The 21,685-nt window shown below is 58.3% G+C and carries 21 protein-coding genes; 6 read left to right on the forward strand and 15 right to left on the reverse strand.

The window, feature by feature from the left end:
- Positions 1 to 53: 53 nt before the first annotated feature.
- On the reverse strand, positions 54 to 1,037 hold the full coding sequence (locus tag AC2FLJ_RS20230) for a quinone oxidoreductase family protein (RefSeq protein WP_496698680.1): 984 nt from the start codon (positions 1,035 to 1,037) through the stop codon (positions 54 to 56).
- 191 nt (positions 1,038 to 1,228) lie between these two features.
- Between AC2FLJ_RS20230 and AC2FLJ_RS20235 the strand changes: the two genes are divergently transcribed.
- Entirely contained in the window at positions 1,229 to 2,086 is an 858-nt protein-coding gene (locus AC2FLJ_RS20235) for a DUF2189 domain-containing protein (RefSeq protein WP_496707347.1), read from the forward strand.
- A 35-nt stretch (positions 2,087 to 2,121) separates the two neighbouring features.
- On the opposite strand, the gene AC2FLJ_RS20240 is transcribed toward AC2FLJ_RS20235, so the two are convergent.
- Entirely contained in the window at positions 2,122 to 3,108 is a 987-nt protein-coding gene (locus tag AC2FLJ_RS20240) for an NAD(P)H-quinone oxidoreductase (RefSeq protein WP_496707349.1), read from the reverse strand.
- A 55-nt stretch (positions 3,109 to 3,163) separates the two neighbouring features.
- Complete coding sequence (locus AC2FLJ_RS20245) at positions 3,164 to 3,856, reverse strand: COQ9 family protein (RefSeq protein ID WP_496707351.1); 693 nt, start codon at positions 3,854 to 3,856, stop codon at positions 3,164 to 3,166.
- 111 nt (positions 3,857 to 3,967) lie between these two features.
- Between AC2FLJ_RS20245 and rpsU the strand changes: the two genes are divergently transcribed.
- Positions 3,968 to 4,174, forward strand: a complete 207-nt coding sequence (gene rpsU, locus AC2FLJ_RS20250) for a 30S ribosomal protein S21 (protein ID WP_005614280.1) — start codon at positions 3,968 to 3,970, stop codon at positions 4,172 to 4,174.
- 293 nt (positions 4,175 to 4,467) lie between these two features.
- Entirely contained in the window at positions 4,468 to 5,559 is a 1,092-nt protein-coding gene (locus AC2FLJ_RS20255) for a CAP domain-containing protein (RefSeq protein WP_496707353.1), read from the forward strand.
- Positions 5,560 to 5,619: 60 nt separating this feature from the next.
- Here the strand turns inward: AC2FLJ_RS20255 and ppk2 are convergent, their stop codons facing one another.
- On the reverse strand, positions 5,620 to 6,537 hold the full coding sequence (ppk2, locus tag AC2FLJ_RS20260; protein ID WP_058273692.1) for a polyphosphate kinase 2: 918 nt from the start codon (positions 6,535 to 6,537) through the stop codon (positions 5,620 to 5,622).
- 289 nt (positions 6,538 to 6,826) lie between these two features.
- On the opposite strand from ppk2, the gene AC2FLJ_RS20265 reads away from it, so the two are divergent.
- On the forward strand, positions 6,827 to 7,666 hold the full coding sequence (locus AC2FLJ_RS20265) for a CPBP family intramembrane glutamic endopeptidase (protein WP_496707355.1): 840 nt from the start codon (positions 6,827 to 6,829) through the stop codon (positions 7,664 to 7,666).
- A 3-nt stretch (positions 7,667 to 7,669) separates the two neighbouring features.
- On the opposite strand, the gene AC2FLJ_RS20270 is transcribed toward AC2FLJ_RS20265, so the two are convergent.
- Positions 7,670 to 8,128, reverse strand: a complete 459-nt coding sequence (locus tag AC2FLJ_RS20270; RefSeq protein ID WP_058278916.1) for an Lrp/AsnC family transcriptional regulator — start codon at positions 8,126 to 8,128, stop codon at positions 7,670 to 7,672.
- A gap of 138 nt (positions 8,129 to 8,266) precedes the next feature.
- Between AC2FLJ_RS20270 and ald the strand changes: the two genes are divergently transcribed.
- Positions 8,267 to 9,385, forward strand: a complete 1,119-nt coding sequence (ald, locus tag AC2FLJ_RS20275) for an alanine dehydrogenase (protein ID WP_108860695.1) — start codon at positions 8,267 to 8,269, stop codon at positions 9,383 to 9,385.
- Positions 9,386 to 9,578: 193 nt separating this feature from the next.
- Here ald and AC2FLJ_RS20280 read toward each other — a convergent pair whose 3' ends face one another.
- On the reverse strand, positions 9,579 to 10,385 hold the full coding sequence (locus AC2FLJ_RS20280; protein WP_058273694.1) for a mechanosensitive ion channel family protein: 807 nt from the start codon (positions 10,383 to 10,385) through the stop codon (positions 9,579 to 9,581).
- A gap of 217 nt (positions 10,386 to 10,602) precedes the next feature.
- Here AC2FLJ_RS20280 and AC2FLJ_RS20285 point away from each other — a divergent pair, with 217 nt between their 5' ends.
- Complete coding sequence (locus AC2FLJ_RS20285; RefSeq protein WP_496707358.1) at positions 10,603 to 11,301, forward strand: glutathione S-transferase family protein; 699 nt, start codon at positions 10,603 to 10,605, stop codon at positions 11,299 to 11,301.
- Here AC2FLJ_RS20285 and AC2FLJ_RS20290 read toward each other — a convergent pair.
- The 9 genes from AC2FLJ_RS20290 to AC2FLJ_RS20330 all read right to left on the reverse strand — a co-directional run bounded on the left by AC2FLJ_RS20290 (position 11,282) and on the right by AC2FLJ_RS20330 (position 21,629).
- On the reverse strand, positions 11,282 to 12,889 hold the full coding sequence (locus AC2FLJ_RS20290) for a GMC family oxidoreductase (RefSeq protein WP_496698667.1): 1,608 nt from the start codon (positions 12,887 to 12,889) through the stop codon (positions 11,282 to 11,284). The two genes, AC2FLJ_RS20285 and AC2FLJ_RS20290, sit on opposite strands and share 20 nt — an antisense overlap.
- 73 nt (positions 12,890 to 12,962) lie before the next feature.
- Positions 12,963 to 13,409, reverse strand: a complete 447-nt coding sequence (locus AC2FLJ_RS20295) for a YtoQ family protein (RefSeq protein ID WP_496698665.1) — start codon at positions 13,407 to 13,409, stop codon at positions 12,963 to 12,965.
- Positions 13,410 to 13,490: 81 nt separating this feature from the next.
- A complete protein-coding gene (pheT, locus tag AC2FLJ_RS20300) occupies positions 13,491 to 15,887 on the reverse strand; it encodes a phenylalanine--tRNA ligase subunit beta (protein ID WP_496707361.1) in 2,397 nt (798 codons plus the stop codon).
- 88 nt (positions 15,888 to 15,975) lie between these two features.
- Positions 15,976 to 16,383, reverse strand: coding sequence for a cupin domain-containing protein (locus tag AC2FLJ_RS20305; protein ID WP_496707363.1), 408 nt, complete (start codon positions 16,381 to 16,383; stop codon positions 15,976 to 15,978).
- Between the two features lie 65 nt (positions 16,384 to 16,448).
- Positions 16,449 to 17,243, reverse strand: coding sequence for a CE1 family esterase (locus AC2FLJ_RS20310; RefSeq protein WP_496698660.1), 795 nt, complete (start codon positions 17,241 to 17,243; stop codon positions 16,449 to 16,451).
- A 370-nt stretch (positions 17,244 to 17,613) separates the two neighbouring features.
- Positions 17,614 to 17,925, reverse strand: a complete 312-nt coding sequence (locus AC2FLJ_RS20315) for a hypothetical protein (RefSeq protein WP_496698659.1) — start codon at positions 17,923 to 17,925, stop codon at positions 17,614 to 17,616.
- Positions 17,926 to 17,933: 8 nt separating this feature from the next.
- Positions 17,934 to 19,007 carry a phenylalanine--tRNA ligase subunit alpha gene (gene pheS / locus AC2FLJ_RS20320; protein WP_058273613.1) on the reverse strand — a complete coding sequence of 358 codons (1,074 nt, stop codon included), beginning with the start codon at positions 19,005 to 19,007 and terminating at the stop codon, positions 17,934 to 17,936.
- Positions 19,008 to 19,072: 65 nt separating this feature from the next.
- Entirely contained in the window at positions 19,073 to 20,140 is a 1,068-nt protein-coding gene (locus tag AC2FLJ_RS20325) for a Hint domain-containing protein (protein ID WP_496707366.1), read from the reverse strand.
- Positions 20,141 to 20,258: 118 nt separating this feature from the next.
- Positions 20,259 to 21,629 carry a glutamate--cysteine ligase gene (locus AC2FLJ_RS20330; protein WP_058273615.1) on the reverse strand — a complete coding sequence of 457 codons (1,371 nt, stop codon included), beginning with the start codon at positions 21,627 to 21,629 and terminating at the stop codon, positions 20,259 to 20,261.
- Positions 21,630 to 21,685: the final 56 nt, after the last annotated feature.

Genomic DNA, 21,685 nt, shown 5'->3' on the forward strand with positions numbered 1-21,685 from the left:
AGAGTATTCTGCCGCCGCTTTTCGTTTCAAGATCAAACATCAACGAGTCGGTCTTACGGTTCAAGAACGGTGCTGCCTGTGGTCTGACGCGCTTCAAGCACCCGATGCGCCTCGGCCACCTGATCCAACGGGAACCGCTGATCGATGTGGATTTTGACCTCGCCGCCCTCAACCTTGCCGAACAGCCGCCGTGCCATTGCCTGACAGACGGAAGGGTCGGCGATATGGGTAAACAGGGTCGGTCGAGTGATTTTCAAGGATCCTTTCTTGCCCAGAATCCCGATGTCCATCAAAGGAACCGGCCCCGAGGCATTGCCGAATGAGATCATCATTCCCAAAGGCTTCAGGCAGTCCAGCGAGCCATTGAACGTATCCGCGCCGATGGAATCCATGACCACATCCACACCTTTGCCGCCGGTGATTTCGGCCACACGTTCGGCAAAGTTCTCGGTCCGGTAGTTGATGCAATGCGCAGCCCCGTTGAACTGCGCGAGGCTGCATTTTTCGTCTGTTCCGGCTGTTCCGATCAGGGTGATGCCCTCGGACTTGGCCCATTGGCAGGCAATCAGACCAACGCCACCGGCGGCCGCGTGAAACAGAACCGTGTCACCCCGTTTCAAAGGCGTTGTCCGGTGAAACAGATACTCGACCGTCATCCCCTTGAGCATCATCGCCGCAGCCGCGTCAAAAGAAATCCCTTCGGACAACGGACACACCTGCGCCGCTGGCATCACGCGCGCCTCACAATAGGCCCCGGCGGGAGCTGAGGCATAAGCTGCGCGCTGGCCCGGTTTCAGATGGGTAACACCTTCGCCAACAGCCTCAATCACACCTGCCGCTTCCATGCCCAGCGCGTGCGGTAAATCCATCGGGTACAACCCGGTGCGCTGATAAACATCAATGAAGTTCAGCCCACAGGCCCGGTGGCGGATGCGAACCTCGCCGGGTCCGGGGTCGCCCAAGGGCCGGTCTTCGATCTTTAGAACTTCGGGACCGCCGTGTTCATGAATGACGACGGTTCTTGCCGTTTGCTGCATGCTGACCTCCTGTTGCCTGACGCCAAGCTAACACGCCTGTGAAACAGGGCAATTGGTAGGTTTTTCCTGCCGCGCAACCACAACGGGAAAAACTGTGCTATACTGGGGCCTGAGCGTTGCCGGCTGGTCCGGCCAAAGGCAACCACCGCCGGATTCAACCCGTTGCGCACTGGCAAAGGGAGGGGATCAAGATGGCCAAAACAATAGGAAATCCGATCAGTTGGGCCGCCCGAAACATCGGCGCGACCGGCGATCATATTACCGAAAGCGTGCACCACATCGGCAGCGCGGACACCCGGCATCTGCCGCAGGTGCAAACACTGACGATGCAGGGCCTGAAGGCCTGTTTGCAGGCCGGGTACAATGATTTTCTGGAAACACGGGCGGATGCGATTTTCATCATACTGGTTTACCCGATCGCAGGTCTGCTGATGTTCGGGTTCGGCCTTAATCGCAACATGGTTCCCCTTCTGGCACCGCTGATCATGGGTTTCGCACTAGTCGGTCCGATAGCAGCCGTGGGCCTTTACGAAATCAGCCGCAAACGCGAGCAAGGCGGCGAGGTCCATTGGCTGGACGCCTTGGGCGTCTTCCGGTCCCCGTCCTTCGGTGCAATTCTGGCCTTGGGGTTCTATCTGGTCATGCTGCTGCTGATTTGGCTGATGGTCGCGCAGAGCATCTATGTGCATACGCTTGGGCCTGATCTGCCCACCTCACTCGGGGCTTTCATGACTCAGGTATTCACTACCGGCGCAGGCTGGTCCATGATCATTTTCGGCAATGCGATCGGGTTTCTATTCGCGCTGGTCGCATTGGCCATGAGCGTCGTCAGCTTTCCATTGCTGTTGGACCGTCCTGTCGGGCTGCCGGTGGCGGTCGTGACGTCCGTCCGGGTGTTGCGGCATAACCCCGGTGTCATTTTGGCATGGGGGTTCATCGTAGCGGCCCTGTTGATCATCGGAGCCATCCCGATGCTATTGGGGCTGATCGTTGTCATGCCAGTCCTGGGCCATGCAACCTGGCATCTTTACCGCCGTGCAGTGGTCTGATCGAAAAAAGCGCGGGATATACCCGCGCCAGAGTTTTAACCAGCGACCTTGAGGACAATCTTGCCGATGTGGCCCGAGCTTTCCATCCGCGCATGGGCGGCCGCCGCCTCGGCCAGATCGAACTCACTGTCCATGACGGGGGCCACCTTCCCAGCCTCCAGCAATGGCCAGACAGCCTCGCGCAGATCCTGCGCAATCTTCGCCTTTGCCAGATCGCTTTGCGGGCGCAAAGTACTGCCCGTCAGGGTCAGGCGTTTGACCATCATCATCGCAAAGTTCAACTCGACCTTCGGCCCTTGCAGGAAGGCGATCTGAACCAGACGCCCATCCTCGGCCAGAGCTTTGACGTTGCGCGGGATATAGTCGCCACCAACCATGTCGAGGATCAGGTTCGCCCCACCCTCAGCCCGCATGACGCCCACGAAGTCCTCATCCCGGTAATTGATCGCCCTCTCGGCCCCGAGGTTCACACAGGCCTCGCATTTCTCAGCAGATCCGGCGGTTGCAAACACCCGCGCACCAAACGCGTTCGCCAGCTGGATCGCTGTTGTGCCAATGCCGCTGGACCCACCATGCACCAGAAACCGCTCACCTGCCTTCAGACCGCCGCGCGTGAAGACGTTGGACCACACAGTAAAGAAGGTTTCGGGCAGGCACGCGGCCTCTTTCATCCCCATTTCCGAAGGAACTGGCAGACAATGCGCGGCGGGTGTGGCCACATATTCCGCATAACCGCCACCGGGCAGCAAGGCACAGACCTGATCGCCGATGGCCAGACCCTCGACCCCGGCACCAACGGCAACAACCTCGCCCGATGCCTCAAGCCCCGGCAAATCACTGGCACCCTGCGGCGGATCATAGGCCCCGGCACGCTGCAGCGCGTCCGGGCGGTTCACACCCGCATAGGCCACTTTCAGGATCACCTGTCCGGCTTGCGGTTCCGGCACCGGGCGTTCCGTCAGTTGCAGAACATCCGGGCCACCGGGTTTGGTGATTTCGACAGCGCGCATCATCTGGGTCATGGGCAAATCTCCTTTGCCCAATGCCTAGCAGGCAATTTCTGGAAGGCCCAGACGCTTACTTGCGCGGGTTCAACATACCCGGCAAATCAGCCCGCATCTTCGTCGGCGCTTTTACCTGACCGGCCAACCAGTTCGGCACCGCCAGAAACGGTTTGAACAACGGGTTGTCATTCACCTGCGCCTTGATCTTTTCGAACTGCATGACGTTGTCTATCCGCCGATCCAGAAACTCCCATGTTTTCTGGTGATCGGGGGAATCGTCACCCAGCCAAAACAGCAGAGTCGAGGAATAGACGCCCGACAACGTCGCCCGTTTCGTGTACCAGTTCACGTCTTCCGAGGAATCGCCCAGCGTGTCCCAGATCAGATCGCAGGTCTGCCACAAGGCTTTTGCCCCATCGGCCGCGTGGGTGGGCAGCGAAAACAACGTCATACCCCGGCGAACAAGCTCTTTGTCCGGAACCGCCTCAAGCCGGAACCGAACTGCAGCGGCGATTCGCTCGCGGAACTTCAACTCGCTCAGGTCCGAGGACTTCAGCCGATCCTCCATCGCCGCGTCGCCGCGCGCGTGAAAGGCCAGTGCCAGATCAACCGCGCCACGGGGACAGATCGCGCGCGCCAGCGTGTCATCCATATCGCAATCTAAGATAGCTGCACGAAAGCTGGCTTCGGACCAGCCGTCAAACGGCACATGGATCAAAATCGCGTCCAACAACTGCTGCTTGGCGTCTTCATATGTGGTGGTCATGGCGGTTCTCCGGTTCTGGGGACCAGTACTAGACAAGATAGAACGGCTTTGCTATACGGCCAATTCCTGCAATTTCCTTGCAACTCTATCTAGAAAGGTGGTGACAACCACATGCAGGTTAGTGTTCGCGACAATAACGTCGATCAGGCGCTTCGTGCCCTGAAGAAAAAGCTGCAGCGCGAAGGCGTGTTCCGCGAAATGAAGCTCAAGCAACATTTCGAGAAACCGTCCGAGAAAAAAGCGCGCGAGAAAGCTGAAGCGATCCGCCGTGCCCGTAAACTGGCACGTAAGAAAGCACAGCGCGAAGGTTTGCTCTAAAACCTCGCTCGTCCAGCTTTGGATGACACTATTTGACGACCCCCGAGGCATCGCCCGGGGGTTTGTCGTTTTCAGGGTCGGATGATTTATGCCGACTCGGGCCGCCTACGCGCGACAAGCTGCCATTTTCCCCTCAGCAACATTTTGCCCGGCATTTTGCAGCGCAGCGAATCCCGTTGCGGCAGCACTGCCCCGCCAAAACTCGCCTCTAAACACGCCATCCCTATCAACGCAGTATCGAGCCTTTGTAACTGGCGCCGTCTACCACGACAAAAAACCAATCGGAGGCAAAAATGTCGACTGCAAGTAGTATCGAACAAGAAATGCTGGCGCTGATTAACCAAGAGCGCACATCCCGCGGGCTGGACCCCCTACAGCTTGAAACGCGCCTGAACGACTCGTCCGAGGATCACAGTGAATGGATGCTGGAATCGGATGTCTTCAGCCACACCGGCTCGGGTGGTTCCAGCGCCACGCAGCGGATGGAAATGGCCGGGTTCGACTTCTCGGGCAACTGGCGGTCAGGTGAAAACATCGCCTGGCAATCCGAGCGCGGCGCGCCAGGCATCAGCGATGACGTCGCCCAGCTTCATCAGAACCTGATGAACAGCCCCGGTCACCGCGCCAATATTCTGAACCCCGATTTCAAATACATCGGGATCGGCATTGAAACCGGCGACATGCAGGGTTTTGACGCTGTGATGGTGACGCAGAATTTTGCTGCCACCCAGGGTGAGGTCATGCTGGACAACGGCTCCACCACTCCGCCAGCGCCGACGCCACCGGTTGAAGAAACCCCGCAGCCCGAAGAGCCGGTTGCCGAAGTGCCAGAACCCGAGGTTACAGAGCCTGAGGAACCGGTAGCCGAAGTGCCTAACCCTGAAGTTACCGAGCCCGAGGAACCGGTGGCCGAAACGCCTGACCCTGAAGTTACCGAGCCCGAGGAACCGGTGGCCGAAGTACCTGACCCAGAAGTTACCGAGCCTGAGGAACCTGTGGCCGAAGTACCTGACCCTGAAGTTACCGAGCCCGAGGAACCGGTGGCCGAAGTACCTGACCCAGAAGTTACCGAGCCCGAGGAACCGGTGGCCGAAACGCCCGGAACGGAAGAACCCGAAGAGTTTGCCTGTTTTGACGTTCAGGAGTTTCTTGCCGAGATCCGGGCATTCGTCCAATCGATTCAGGCGCAGTTTGACCAGTTTGATTGGAACGACACGGACTATGCCGATGCGGAACCCGAAACCGACGATTTCGATATGGTGATGACCGGCGGTGACAATCCTGTGGACGATGTTGAGACTTGCTCTGACATGACCGGGGACAATTCAGGTGATGTCTTTGTGTTCAACTATTATGATTTCGACTGCATGATGGACGCCGCTTAACGAATACCACGGTGCGGGACGGGGGCGACCCTGCCTCGCACCAATTTCAACTTCAATAGTTCAATAGACCTTTGGAACATACAGATCGTCAGGCAAAATCCGGCGTTCATATTCCGGGTTGTACTTTCGATCCGGCAGATCGACCTTTTCCTGCGGCACATCCGAATACGGGATCTTGGTCAGCAGGTGTTCAATGCAATTCAGGCGCTCGCGCTTTTTGTCATTGCCTTCGACGATGTACCAGGGCGCTTCGGGTATGTTCGTGCGAAACAACATGTCCTCCTTGGCCTTGGTGTAGGATTCCCACCGAATGCGCGATTCCAGATCCATCGGCGACAGCTTCCACTGCTTCATCGGATCGTGAATGCGCATCAGGAATCGCAACTGCTGTTCTTCGTCGGTGATCGAGAACCAATATTTCAGCAGGATGATCCCCGACCGCACCAGCATCCGTTCGAATTCAGGAACGTCCTGAAAGAACTGTTCGACCTGATCTTCACTGGCAAAACCCATGACCCGTTCGACGCCCGCACGGTTGTACCAGGACCGGTCGAACAGAACGATTTCGCCAGCTGCTGGCAGATGCGGCACGTAGCGTTGGAAATACCACTGGCTTTGTTCCCTGCGACTGGGTGCGGGCAACGCAACCACGCGCGCAACACGTGGGTTCAGGCGCTGGGTAATCCGCTTGATTACCCCCCCTTTACCGGCACTGTCGCGACCTTCGAACAGGATGCACACTTTGGCACCGGTGTGTTGAACCCAATCCTGAACCCTGATCAGTTCGGCCTGCAATCGCAGCAAGTTCTGGAAATAGACCTTGCGGTCCAGCATGTCCGGATGCTGTTCCTTATAGATCTTGCGAACTTCCATCGACAGCATCGGCTCGCTGAATTCGATTTCGAAATCTTCGTCCAGCGTGTCTTCGAGCTCGGCTTCCAGCCAGTCTTTTGGGGCGTCATTGTGTTGGTAAGCCAAGATCTGCTCCTTATCAGTCAACGGGTTCCGACCATACCCAGAGAGTGTGACCGCCTGATGTCATCAGAAATAATTGATGAACGCTCCGCGCCGGTTCAATTTCAAGTTGGTGCGGGGCCGTAAAACAGGCAGACGTTCGGTCATTCCTATAATTGAACCGACCTGCGCCTAGATACAAGCGTCTGATTTGACGCAACGCTGGCAGTAAGGCACAGGCTGATCCTTGCACGGCCTTGCCATTTGGGGGTGTCCGACGGCATCAATACGCACCTGAATACATGAGAGAGCCGTGGCGCATTTTGTATCCCTTCTGCCATTGATATGGCCCTGGTCCATACTGATCGCCGGCATGGTCAGTGCGGCCTCGGGCCGGCGGCAACTTGGCCTGACGCTGCTGTTGGTGTTTGGTCTTGCCGCCCTCGCCATGGGGCTGGTCACGCCTTTGGCTGTTGGAGTTGTTGCTGCCGGATTGTTGGGGGCTGCGGCCCTGAACCATCTTACAGGCACCGGCGCGGCGGTTGGCCACGTCATGTTGATCGGCTGGTGTTTTGCATTGGGCGCGCATCTGGTGCCCGGTTTTCAAAACCTGCTGGTACTGGACCGGGTCTACGCCGGGCCGGACAGTTCGGCGTTTTCAATGTACTTGAATCTGGACAAGCCAATGGTGCTGTTCGCGGTCCTGCTGGCCTGCGCGGGAATGACCGATTTAGCGAGACCTGTCCGGAGAACACCGTTGCTGGTGGGCCTTGCGACCTTGCCCGCCCTCTTCACCGTTGGGCTGGCCGCGCAGGCCATCCGGCCAGAGCTCAGCCTGCCGCCTTGGTGGCTGATTTTTGCATTGTCGAACCTGTTTCTGACCTGCTTGACGGAAGAGGCTTTTTTCCGCGGATACCTGCAGTCGCTTATTGCTTCCAAACTTGGTGCAGCACTTGGTGTGACTCTGGCCAGCTTTCTGTTTGGTCTGGCGCATTTTGCAGGGGGTCCGGCCTTGGTCACCTATGCCGCGATTCTTGGCGCGGCCTGTGGTTTGGGATTGTATGCGACCGGTCGGTTGTGGGTACCCGTTCTGATGCAATTCGGCTTCAATGCCGTGCATCTGTTCCTGTTCACCTACCCGGCCCCAGCCTGACGGTCACACCGGTAAGGCCGTCGTCTTAAACACAGTGCGCAAAGCAAATGAGCTTTGCATTTGCGCCACGCCGGGCAAACGCGACAGGTACTGACGGTGAATTCGGGCGAAATCCTCGGTGTTCTCGGCGACAACCTTCAGAATATAGTCCGCCGTCCCAGCCATAAGATGACACTCCAGAACGTCGGGAATACGCGCCACCGCCTTTTCAAACGCATCCAGCAGCTCCTCCGCCTGACCCTGCAAGGTAATCTCAACAAACACGGTGGTCGGGACGTTCATCTTGCGTGCATCCAGCAGCGCAACATAGTTTCGGATATACCCTTCGGCCTCAAGCCGTTGGACACGCCGGTGACACGCCGACGGCGACAGATTCACCTGATCTGACAGCTCGGCATTCGACATCCTGCCGTTTCTCTGCAGGGCGGCCAGAATCTTTCTATCGGTCGTATCGAGGCTCATACGCGCAAGTCCTTTGCAAGAAATTCCAATAATACCGAAGATTCTCGCAAAGAAAACCCGAATGACGGGCAGAGTTTCACAGAAATTGCATCCCGAATTGCACATAATTTGGGCAGTTTATGAATGGAGGAGCGAGAAATGAAAATCGGTTGCCCCAAGGAAATCAAACCCCAGGAATTCCGTGTTGGGATGACCCCCAACGCTGCGCAAGAAGCTGTTGCGCGCGGCCACGAGGTCATCATTGAAACCAATGCCGGCATGGGTTCCGGCTTTGACAACGACTCGTATGTTGCCGCAGGTGCGCGCATCGTCGACACCGCAGAAGAAGTTTTTGCGACCGCGGACATGATCGTAAAGGTCAAAGAACCCCAGGCGGTCGAGCGCAAGATGCTGCGTGAAGGCCAGCTGCTGTTCACCTACCTGCACCTGGCACCTGATCCAGACCAGACCCACGACCTGTTGGCGTCGGGTTGCACGGCGATTGCCTATGAAACCGTAACAGATTCCAAAGGCGGCCTGCCGCTGCTGGCCCCGATGTCCGAAGTTGCAGGTCGTCTGGCACCTCAGGTCGGTTCGTGGACCCTGCAAAAGGCCAATGGCGGCCGCGGTGTTCTGATGGGTGGCGTTCCCGGTGTTGGCCCAGCCAAAGTCATCGTGATCGGCGGCGGTGTTGTTGGTACCCACGCAGCCAAGATCGCGGCCGGCATGGGCGCTGACGTCACCGTTCTGGACCGGTCTCTGCCACGCCTGCGTTACCTCGACGACGTCTTTGGCGGCACGTTCAAAAGCCAGTACTCGACAGCCGGCGCAACGGCCGAGCTGATCCAGGAAGCCGACATGGTCATCGGTGCGGTTCTGATCCCCGGCGCTGCGGCACCCAAGCTGATCTCGCGCGCGCAGCTGTCCACCATGAAACCCGGTGCGGTTCTGGTTGATGTTGCGATCGACCAGGGCGGCTGCTTTGAAACCTCCAAAGCGACCACCCATGCTGACCCGATCTATGAAGTGGACGGAGTCATGCACTACTGCGTAGCCAACATGCCGGGCGCGGTTGCGCGGACTTCGACCATCGCATTGGGTAACGCGACCATGCCGTTCCTGCTGGCACTGGCGGGTAAAGGCTGGAAGAAAGCATGTCAGGACGACCCGCATTTGCTGGCAGGTCTGAACGTCCATGCCGGTCAGCTGACTTACGAAGCTGTTGGTACGGCGCTGGGTCTGGACGTTGTCTCGCCCGAGGCAATCGTCAACGCCTGAAGCACTCCCGCCCCTGTAAGGAGCCGCTGAAGCGGCTGCTTTGCAGCGTTGGGCATGGCGGCGCGCCTTTGGCGCGCCGCTTTTCTTTTGATCGAACGACTTTTGCACCAAAAAAAAACGCCGCGCTAAAAGCGCGGCGCCGGGCCCAAACGGAGGAGGGCATTTCCAATGCCCGCTCGACGGGCGGGAGGGTTTAGCCCTCTTTCCGAATTTCCACGGTATGTGGGTACGGAATCGACACACCCTTGGCGTCAAACGCCTCTTTCACGGCCTTAGTGATCTCAAACTTCAGGTCCCAATAATCGGCGGCATTGCACCACAGGCGTGCGGTCAGATCGACCGAGCTGTCGCCCAAGTTGGTCACGCGCACCCACGGCTCTGGATCTGAGTGAATTCGGTCATCGGCCTTCGCGACATCCAGAATGATCTTCATCGCCTCATCAGCGCTGTCACCGTAGTCAATGCCGAACACCAGATCGACACGCCGCGTGTCATGCGCCGAGTAGTTTGTGATGATCGATCCCCAGGATTGTCCGTTGGGAACGATGATCTGCACGTTATCCGGCGTCACCAGCTCGGTCGTGAACAGGTTCAGATCCTTAACAGTGCCTGCGGTGCCGCCGATATCAACATACTGACCCAGCTTGTAAGGGCGGAAGACAACCAGCATAACGCCCGCAGCAAGATCGCTCAGCGTTCCTTGAAGGGCTAAACCAATGGCCAGAGAAGCAGCACCCAAAATGGCGACGATGCTTGTCGCCTGAATGCCAAAGATGCCCAGCACTGCAACCAGTACCATGGCCAATATGACCCATTTCACCAGACTGGCGACGAAATTCCCAAGCGTCTGATCAATATGCGGTGTCGCATTGATCCTGCGCCGGACTACACCGGCAATGGCGCCAGCAATGATCCATCCAAGGATCAGTACTACCAGCGCTTTGACTGCGCTTATGATCAGCGGGGCAAAGGCACCCACCTGTGTTACGACATCATCCACGCGCATCTCCTTTCGATTCACGGCAAACCCGCGTCTCTCAGCGCGGGATTGGCGGAATAGTGATCCATAAGCGCGCTTCGGTCTAGGTGTGAGATACGCAGGTTTTCCCCGTTGTTCTCACGCACACAGCCCCTGACCTTGTATGCACAGCTCGGATACTGGCAAGACTGGGCAGGTGTACCTACCTATTGCTGGCAACCCATGACAGGAGCCCCCCATGCTGGATACCGCCTCTCACCCGATAACGGCACGCTGGCCTGCGCAGTTTCCCGACAGGATTCAGCTCTATTCTTTCCCCACGCCGAACGGCGTCAAAGCGTCGATCATGCTGGAAGAAACCGGCCTGCCCTATGAAGCCCATCGGGTTACACTTTCGGACTCGGATGTCAAAAGCCCCGAATTCCTGTCATTGAACCCCAACAACAAAATCCCGGCGATCATCGACCCGAATGGTCCGGACGGAGAATCCATTGGCCTGTTCGAAAGCGGAGCGATCCTGATATATCTCGCCGAGAAAAGCGGCAAGTTTCTGGGTCAAACCAAAGCCGACAAATATCGCGTGATCCAATGGGTGATGTTCCAGATGGGCGGCATCGGTCCGATGTTCGGGCAACTGGGCTATTTTCACAAATTCGCAGGCAGCGAGATCGAAGACCCGCGCCCCCGTGAACGCTACGTGAACGAGGCCAAGCGATTGCTGAATGTCCTGAACCAACAGCTTGAAGGCCAGGATTGGATTGCCGGAGACTATTCGATTGCCGATATCGCAATCGCGCCTTGGCTGCGCGGGCTCGAATTCTACAATGCGCACGACCTTGTTGGTTGGGAAGACCACGCCAATCTGGTGGCGTATCTCGACCGGTTCCTGAAGCGACCCGCGGTGCAAAAAGGCCTGGTTACGCCGCCCCGGGACTGATTGCTTCGGCGATCTTTTCGGCAATCATGATAGTGGGCGCATTGGTATTGCCGCCGACCAAAGTCGGCATGACTGAAGCGTCCACCACCCGCAGCCCCTCGACCCCATGAACCCGACCTTCGGTATCGACAACGGCCATATCGTCGATCCCCATCTTGCAGGTGCCCACCGGGTGATAGATCGTGTCGGCACGGCTGCGGATATCAGCTTCCAAGGCCTGATCACTGCCGTCATGGGCATAGAGCCGCTTTTTGCGCCAGGGTTCCAGCGGCTCGGATTCGAGAATTGACTCCATGATACGAGCCCCACGCTTCAACAGATCCAGATCGCGGTCATCACTGAGATAAGCCGGATCAATACGCGGCGGCTCTCCTGCCCGGTCCGAGGTTAGCCCAACGCTGCCCCTGCTGAACGGGCGCAACACACAGACATGGCACGAATACCCGTGCGGCAAGTGAATCTTGCGCATGTGGTCGTCAACGATTCCGACAACAAAGTGCAGTTGAAGATCCGGTTTGGAAACGGATGGATCAGATTTGAAGAACGCGCCGCCTTCGGCAAAGGGAGTCGCAAACAGCCCCTCTCCAGTGCGGCGCCAGGCCAACCCCGCCTTAGCCAGGTTCCATAGCCCGCCCGGGGTCAGCCCGATGACATCCTTACGTTTCGAATGATAGCTGAGGACATAGTCCAGATGGTCCTGCAGATTCTGACCAACGCCGGGCAAGTCGTGCAGAACAGGAATACCGTGCTGTTTCAACTCGGCCTCGGGCCCGATGCCGGACAACATCAGCAATTGTGGCGAACCAAAAGCACCCCCCGAAAGGATGACTTCACGGCGGGCGCGAACCTCGACGGCCTTACCTTTCTGACGCAGCAAAACCCCGGTTGCGCGCTTTTTGTCAAAAAGGATCTTCTGGGCTTCTGCCCCTGTCATGATTGTCAGGTTCGGCCGCGATTTGACGCCCCGCAAATAGGCCGCAGCCGCCGAGCAGCGTTCACCCTTATGCGCCCCGTCGTGGAACTGCGTGACCTGATACAGACCCGCGCCTTCCTGTGTCGGCCCGTTGAAATCCTTTGTCTTGCGAATTTGTTGCTGGCCGCAGGCCTCGACAAACGCATGAGAGATGGCACGCGGCTCAGACTGGTCCGACACCTGCAAGGGACCATCACCGCCATGGAGATCATCCGCACCGCGCGCGTTGCCCTCGGTCTTGCGGAAGTAAGGCAGGACATTCTTCCAATCCCAACCTTCGCACCCCAAATCCGCCCATTCATCATAGTCGCTGGGATGACCACGCACGTAAAGCATGGCGTTGATCGCCGATGAGCCCCCCAGCGCTTTGCCGCGTGGCTGAAACCCTTTCCGCCCATTCAACCCGGGCTGGCGCACCGTTTGAAAGGCCCAATTATTCAGCTTGGGTCGCCCCGACACCATTGCTGCCACCAGGGCCGGAGCCCGGATCACCAGGTCCTCACCCGCCCCGCCCGCTTCGATCAGGCAAACGCTTGTGTCTGGTTGTTCACTCAGCCGCGCGGCCATCACACAACCAGCGGACCCGCCGCCCACGATGACGTAATCGAATTCCATGGCTGCTCTCCCCTACTGCCCTATCAGACGGTAGAAAGCGCCCTGAAATCCGGCAAGCGAAACGTAGCGTGAGTTATTTTGGCAGGGCGCCCGTCAGAACATAGCGCAGCACATCAACCACTTGGCCCGGGTGCTCGGCCACGGCCAGCGCCGCAGCGTCCACTTCTTTCAGCGCGTGTTGGTGATCAGGGCCGTGCAGAACGATCAAGGACTTTCCCAAAGCCGCAGCATAACCCGCATCGAAGGCTGCATTCCACTGTTTGTACTTCTCGCCGAACCGGACCACGACCACATCGGCATCCGCAATACCCTTGCGGGTGCGGATCGCGTTGACCATCGCGCCCTTGTGGTCATGCCAATACTTGTTCGGCTCGGCCCCCAGAATGGCTACACCGCAATCGTCGCTGGCCGCGTGACCGGTGACCGGACTGTTGAAAGTGACATCCAAACCCTGAGCACCCTCAATGATCTGTTCCCGCCAGTCGGTGTGGATTTCGCCAGATAGGTAAACGTTCAGCATCTTTTGTCCTCCGCAAAAACAGAAAGGGCGCGACCGCCCCTTCATCTTTTCAAAAACACTCCCGCCAGCGGCGGCCAGGCATCACCCGCGCAGAACGCCGCCAGTCGCCTTGGTGACCTTCGCGATGATTTTCTCAGCCACCGCTTCGATGTCTTTTTCCTTCAGCGTCGCATCCGTCGGCTGCAGGCGCACGGTAATGGCCAGTGATTTCTTGCCTTCACCCAGGCTGCCGCCAATGAATTCGTCAAAGACGCGGACGTCCTCGACCAAAGCTTTGTCGGCGCCGGCTGCGGCGTTCACCAGTGTCAGCGCCTCGACACTCTCGTCGACGACGAATGCAAAGTCACGCTCGACCGCCTGCAAATCACGCAGTTCAAGCGCGGCGCGGGTAGCGCCGGATTTACGCGGCAGAGGCACCTCTTCTGGCCAGATGGTGAAGGCCATCGCCGGGCCTTTGATGTCCATCGCCTGCAACACCCGTGGATGCAGTTCGCCAAAGACACCCAACACCTTTTTGGGACCCAGACAAATTTTGCCGTGACGTCCCGGATGCCACCAGGCGTCACCGTCGCGCAGGACCTGCACCTTGGCGGGTGCACCAATGGCCGTCAGCACGGCCTCGGCATCTGCTTTGGCATCGAACACGTCAACTGGGCGCGAGGCACCGTGCACGTCCTTGGGGCCGTTGCGACCGACAAGCAGCCCGGTAATCTGGGTTTTCTGATCGCCAGGTTCGCCGTCATGGAAAACCGGGCCAACCTCGAACAGCGCGACATCTGCATACCCTCGCGCCTGATTACGGGCGGCGGCCTGCAGCAGACCGGGCAGCAGATCCGGGCGCATATGGCTCATCTCGGACGAGATCGGATTTTCCAACTGCGTCGCTTCATCCCCGCCACCGAACAAGGCAGCCGAAGCCTGATCGATGAACGTATAGCTGACGCATTCATTGTACCCCAGCGCCGCACAAGTGCGACGCGCCATCGACTGCCGCCGCTGCGTCGGGGTCATCACCGCCTTGGGAATACCATCCGTCACACGCGGCAGCGGCTTGCCCTGCAGTTTGGTCAGGGATGCGATACGCGCGACCTCTTCCACCAAATCAGCTTCGCCCATGATATCGGGGCGCCAGCTGGGGACATGCGCCATCTCGCCTTCCAGACGGAAACCTAGGCGGGTTAGGGTCTGGCGTTGCTCGCTTTCCGGAATGTCCATGCCCACCAACGACTGCACACGTTCAGCATCCAGCTTGTAGGCGCGCGAGTGATCCGGTGCCTTGCCAGCTTCGACCACTTTCGAGGCTTCGCCACCGCAGATATCCAGGATCATCTGCGTCGCATGTTCTAACCCTTCCAGCGTGTATTCAGGGTCCACGCCACGTTCGAACCGATAACGCGCGTCCGAGTTGATCTTGAGCGCACGGCCGGTCAACGCGATCTGCACATGATTCCAAAACGCGCTTTCAAGGAACACATTCACGGTGTCCTCGGTACAGCCGGTTTCCTCACCGCCCATGATCCCGGCAATCGACTCCGGGCCCTTATCGTCCGAAATCACCATCATACCGGGCTGCAGAGTGTATTCTTTCTCGTCCAGGGCAACCAGCTTTTCAACGCCTTTGGCACGGTGAACGCGCAGGTTGCCCTGCACCTTGTCCGCATCGAAAACGTGCAGCGGGCGGTTCTGGTCGAACGTCATATAGTTGGTGATATCCACCAATGCCGAGATCGGACGCAGGCCGATTGCCTTCAACTGATCCTGCAGCCATTGCGGGCTGGGGCCATTCTTGACCCCTTTGATCAAGCGGCCGGTGAAATGCGGCGCACCGTCCAGCGTATCCTCGTCGATCGTTACGTTGATCTGGCTTTCGAACTCACCCGGCACCGGTGTATAGCCGCGTTCTTTCAGCGTACCGACGCCACGTGCAGCCAAATCGCGAGCGATCCCGGCCACGCCCAGCGCGTCGGGGCGGTTCGGCGTGATCGCGATCTCGATCATCGTATCGACTTTCGCCGGCTCGTTCTCGGCCAGCCAGTCGACGAATTTGTCACCGACTTCGCCCGAGGGCAGCTCGATGATGCCGTCATGTTCTTCTGACAGCTCCAGCTCCCGCTCCGAGGCCATCATGCCAAAGCTTTCGACGCCGCGGATCTTGCCCACGCTGATCGTCAGATCCAGACCGGGGATATACATGCCCGGCTTACAGACCACGACCGTGATACCTTCGCGTGCGTTGGGCGCGCCGCAGATGATCTGCAGATCGCCTTCGTCAGTCGCGACCGTGCAAACGCGCAGCTTATCCGCATCCGGGTGCTTTTCCGCGTGTTTCACATAGCCCAGCGTAAAGCCTGCCAGACGGTCCGCCGGGTTCACGATCTCTTCGACTTCCAGTCCAAGATCGGTCAGCGTCTCTGCAATCTCATCCACCGACGCATCGGTGTCGAGGTGGTCTTTCAGCCAGGAAAGAGTGAATTTCATCGGTCGGTATCCGCCAGTAAATCTAGGGTCAGACCGCGTTTAACGGATATTGCGGACAGGGGAAAGAGGGTGCGGGGGGCTTGGGCGCCTACTCTTCCGCGACCGTGTTGGAAACGCCCTCTGCACCGGCAAACACGGCTAGGATCCGTGCGATATCTTCACCTGAATTCACCCCTGCATGAGGGGAGCGGAATGCCTCAACCAGCGCATCACCGGTTTTGTAGGTTTTGGTCCCGGCATCCCCGTAATCCACGGTGATTTCACCCTCTAGCATGTAAGCCGCCAATGGGGCCTCATGCCGGTGCCAGCCGGTTTTTTGGCCGGGCTGCATGGTAACGATGGCCATGGTTATCTTCGCCTTGCCTTCGGGGTATTCCAGCGGTTCACCAATCACGGACTTACCGGTCTGCAACAGAACCTCAACCGGCGGATACGTATCGCGCGCCAGAACAGGTGTGGTTGCAAGGATCAGGGCGCTTAGCAGCAAGGTTCGCATCGGGCAGTTCCATTTTCGGATCATTCCGGGCAACCAGGCTGGAAATACCCGTCCAAGTCAAATGATCAGGGGTATGTCGGTTCACGCCCCAACAGTTCATCCAACTGCCGCCCAATCCAGCCATGCGGGATGAAATGCCCGCCGGGATGCGTATCCAGTGATACCTGCCCCTGCGCACAATCGGTCCATTCCACCCGGCTGAGTGTCAGGATCGGCACAACACTCCAATCCCCGCGCGGCGTCGCTGTTTCACACCCGAATTTCTGCCGCCACAGCGCCACTGGATAAGTCGTGTCCCCGCCCGGCCCAAAGGGGAAATCCATTACGGTGTCGCTGGTCCCGTGCACATGGCGCACCTCGGCCGGGGCTTGCGGGCAGTGCTCGGTCTGACGGATCGACCCCGCGACCGCCAGCAAGGCAGCCGTGTCATTGCCTGACTGGCACACATAGCGCCACGCCATCGCACCACCAAAGGAATAGCCCGATACATAGATGCGGTCCGGGTCAATTGGATAGCGTTTGGCCACATCCTCAAGCACCCGGTCGGCAAAGGGGACATCGCGCGTGTCCGAGGTCCAGAAATCCCAGCTTTTGCCCAACCCGTTCGGGGCCACCAACAACACGCCGCGCAGTTTCGTGGCCCCGGCGATGCGTTCGTGGTTCACCACCACCGTTCCCTGCCGCGCCCAGCCGTGAAAATGCAGCAACACCGGCAAAGGCGTTTCGCCATCCCAGCCGTCGGGCTCCAGCACATGATAGGAACGGTCGCCGACCTGACAGGCGGTATCACCGTGGCAGGTATCCACGGCAGCGGCGTGGGTGGCGATCAGCAGAAAGAGGAAGAGCAGTCGGTAAATCATCTGCCGAACCCTAGCGAGCCTGCGCCCGCTGTCACGTCACAACCCCGTGGGAGATTGTGACAAGCCGCGCCTATTTTTTTGAACGATCAATTAGCTTCTTAGTTTTCCACAACTGTGCATCTCTGTCTCGCGCCGCTTGATCTCGTTTTTCCCAAACCTTCTGATTTGCCATCATGAAAAGGAGTGAAAATGGCGAAGACGCAAATAAAATTAGAGCGCTCAACCATCCTGGCAGAAAACTCGCAAGCACACAAAAGAGAACGAACCATCCAAAGAGAATCACATTTCCCACCCAGCGACTATTTCGGGAAGAGAGCGCGAAACTCCAATCATAGAATTTCGAAAAATAAAGCCCTAGTAGATACACTATCTACCACCACTTCCAAAAACCGCTGTTCCGTCTATTGATCAGGTCGTGGGTTTTCTCTCTTTGGAATCTGTCGCGCAGGAGGAAACTTCCTATCCGCACGAATTCAAGCCCAGCAATAAGAATGCCTGGCAGAAACAGAAACGCGGACGCAAAAAATGCGATCAGGACGGCGGCAGAGTTGCTTTCCCAAACCCACGATGCGAGCGTTGGCAACACAAACAGCGCAAGAATCAAGCATAACAGCCAAAGCAACGGGTAGTTGGAAACCCTACGTTTCCACCAATCGCGATACGCTGTTAGCCAGTCGTCCAATGATCCCCCTAACGGCTCAAACCACCATGCAGGTTCGGCATATCCAGCGCCGCAAACCCATAATGGCGCAGCCAGCGCAGGTCGGAATCAAAGAACGCGCGCAGGTCAGGAATGCCGTATTTCAGCATCGCCAGACGGTCGATGCCGATGCCAAAGGCAAAGCCCTGATAGACGTCCGGGTCTATACCACCGGCGGCGATCACCTTGGGGTGGACCATGCCGGAACCCAGAATCTCCATCCAGTCGTCGCCCTCGCCGATCTTCAGCTGACCGTTATCCCAGGAACAGCGGATATCGACCTCAGCCGACGGCTCGGTGAAGGGGAAGTGCGAAGCGCGGAAGCGCAGTTCGACATCGTCGACCTCGAAGAACGCCTTCACGAACTCTTCCAGAACCCATTTCAGGTTCGCCATCGAGATGTCCTTGTCGATGGCCAGACCTTCGACCTGATGGAACATCGGGGTGTGGGTCTGGTCATAGTCGGCGCGGTATACGCCGCCCGGACAAATGATGCGGATCGGCGCGCCCTGTTTCTCCATCGAGCGGATCTGGACCGGCGACGTATGAGTGCGCAACACGTGCGGCGGGCGATTATCGCCCTCGGCACGGTGCATATAAAACGTATCCATCTCGGCCCGCGCGGGGTGGTGGCCGGGGATGTTCAGAGCGTCGAAATTATGCCAGTCGGTCTCAATCCGCGGCCCTTCGGCCACCGAGAAACCCAGTTCGGCAAAGATCGCGGTCAGCTCCTCAGTCGCTTGGCTAACTGGGTGGATCGAGCCCTGACGGCGCGCGCGGGTCGGCAGAGTCACATCCAGCCATTCTGTGCGCAGGCGTTCGTCCAGCGCGGCATCGGCCAAAGCGGCTTTCTTGGCGGACAGGGCCGAGTTGATCTCATCCTTCAGGGCATTCAGCGCGGGGCCAGCGACCTGTCGTTCCTCGGGCGTCATCTTGCCCAACTCGCGCATCTTCAGCGCGACTTCGCCTTTTTTGCCGACAGCCGCGACACGGATCGCTTCGAGCGCGTTTTCGTCGCCTGCATCGGCGATCTGACCCAGATATTTTGCCTTAAGATCGTCCATGACGGTTCCCTGAATGCTGTTGAAGCTCTGCTATCACAGCAGTCTGCGAAAGCAAGAGGGGCGGATCAGATCGCCCGCAGCATTGCCACTTGTGGGCCGCACCGGACCGGGCGAACAGTCGGGCCATAATTTTGCGGCTGATCCAAAAGCTCGGGGAACAAGGCGAACAGCTCGTCTGCGGCTTCGCGGTCAAGACTCGACAAGCCCTGCGCGCCGGGAAAGAAGCTTTCCGAGATCAGGCCAGAGGTCGACACCAGTTGATGCCGGTCAAAGAACAGGTGGACATAGTGGACAAGGTCGCAAGGCGCGGATGTGATGGTCGTGTCATTGACCATTGATTTGGCCGCCACAAGAACCTCATCTTCTCCGAACAGCAGCTGCGCCTGCCAACCTGAGACCAGCAGGCGGTGTTGCGGCGAGACGTAAATGTCCCTTTCCGCCCCCAACGCGCCGGAACGGATGCGAACGGGCGCAAAACGACCCCGTCCTGAAACAGTGCAGCCACCGGTCCAGCGAATGATGCAAGCACCATCGTCCTGCGTTAGCACCAGGTCACCCGGCCCCAGAGTTTCAACCCTGCGCGGGCCGTCTGGCGTGTCGACCAACGTGCCAGCCGCGAAACACGGCGCGCCTGAATCGCCGGGTGAGAGCGGCGCATGTACCAGTGTGTCCGGGTTGGGCTGATTGAATTGCAGGGTCGTTGTGGTTTGGTTCGGCCCGACAAGAACCGGCAGATTTTCCGAAGCTTCCCCGGCGGCCAACCCGTTTTGAGCGACGATATCTGTGGTTCCGCCACCGATATCGTAGAAATCAATGACCTCGCCCGTCGACGTATTGGTCAGCGCATAGGCTTCATAGTTGGTAGAGCCACCGCCATTGGGATCGGTCAGCAAGATCGGAAAGAAGTCCGCTGAAATCACAAAGACTTGTTCGTTGTTGTCAGGGTCTGTCGAAACCTGAACCGACGGGTGATCCAGCGGAATTTCGATCCCAACCTGACCATTCGCCTGATAGAAGGACACAGTGAAATTGGCCGGATCCTCATCGGATCTCAGCGCAACCTCTAGGAACTCGGACACACCGCTTTGGGCGGCATAGGCATTGGAATAATGCAGTTCGCTGATACGGGCCATGACGCCATCACGCTCGGGAATATCCCGCCAATCATACTCGCAGGACCCTGCCGCATGGCAAGGTCACTTCGCGTTAATTGGCAAATACTCTCCTAAAGGCAACAGACCTAAGAGACAGTCAGTAACTGAAATCGGGATAAATCCGGGTCAGATCGCCGTTCCAGTCGCCGTTATAGTGATCCAGCAATTCATCCGCCGGAACCTTGCCTGTTTCGATACTGTCCTTGAGCGCATTCAGGAAATGCGTCTCATCCGGTACCAACCCACCTGCACCGGGAAAGGCGCGGGATTTCAGGCCGGCTTGGGCGATCGAAACCACCTCACCAGCCAGATCGTGCATGTTGATATCGCCGACCTGCGCCTGCAAACCGTCCCGGGCCGCGGCAACCCGCAGCTCTTCGCGCGTTTCGGCGTCCCAGCCTTTGACCAGATCCCAGGCCGCATCCAACGCACCCTGATCATAGGTCAAACCCACCCAGAATGCGGGCAAGGCACACAGGCGCCGCCATGGGCCACCATCGGCCCCGCGCATCTCCATGAACTTCTTGATCCGCGCCTCGGGGAAGGCTGTGGTCAGGTGATCCGCCCAGTCTGACAAAGTCGGCGTTTCGCCCGGCAATGCAGGCAGTTTGCCTTGCAGAAAGTCACGGAAGGACTGGCCCAGCGCGTCGATATACTTGCCGTCGCGATAGACGAAATACATAGGCACATCCAAGGCGTACTCGACCCAAGCCTCGAACCCGAACCCGTCTTCGAACACAAAGGGCAGCATACCGGTGCGCGCATCATCCAGATGACGCCAGATATAGCTACGCCAGCTCTTCTGGCCGTTTGGCTTTCCCTCAAAGAACGGCGAATTGGCAAACAGTGCGGTTGCCACAGGCTGCAACGCCAGCGCGACGCGCAGTTTCTGCACCATGTCGGCCTCGGATCCAAAGTCGATATTGACCTGAACCGTACACGTCCGGCGCATCATCGACCGGCCCATGGTGCCGACCTTTTCCATGTAGTCATTCATCAGCCGGTAACGCCCCTTGGGCATCAGCGGCATTTCCTCGTGGGTCCAGATCGGGGCGGCCCCAAGGCCGATGAAGCCGACACCGATCTTGTCCGCGATATCCTTCACATCACGCAGATGCGCGTTCACCTCGTCACAGGTTTCATGAATGGTCTCAAGCGGCGCGCCTGACAATTCCAACTGCCCACCGGGTTCCAGCGAGACATTGGCGCCGTCCTTTTCCAGCCCGATCAGCTTGCCGGCCTCTTCCACCGGGGCCCAGCCGTGCAGATCGCGCAGCCCCTGCAGCACCGCAAGAATGGAACGCTCACCCTCAAAGGGCAGCGGTTTCAGCGTATCTTTGCAATAGCCGAACTTCTCATGTTCGGTTCCGATGCGCCAATCCTGTTTGGGCTTGCAGCCCGATTCCAGATATTCGGCCAGTTGCTCATGGCGTTCGATCGGTCCGCCGCCGGACTGGGGAATGGACATGAACCGTGCTCCGATCCTGATGTGTCTGTCGTTTGGTCAGTCGTGGTCTTAAACCG

It is taken from the genome of Ruegeria sp. CDSA034, assembly GCF_059612275.1.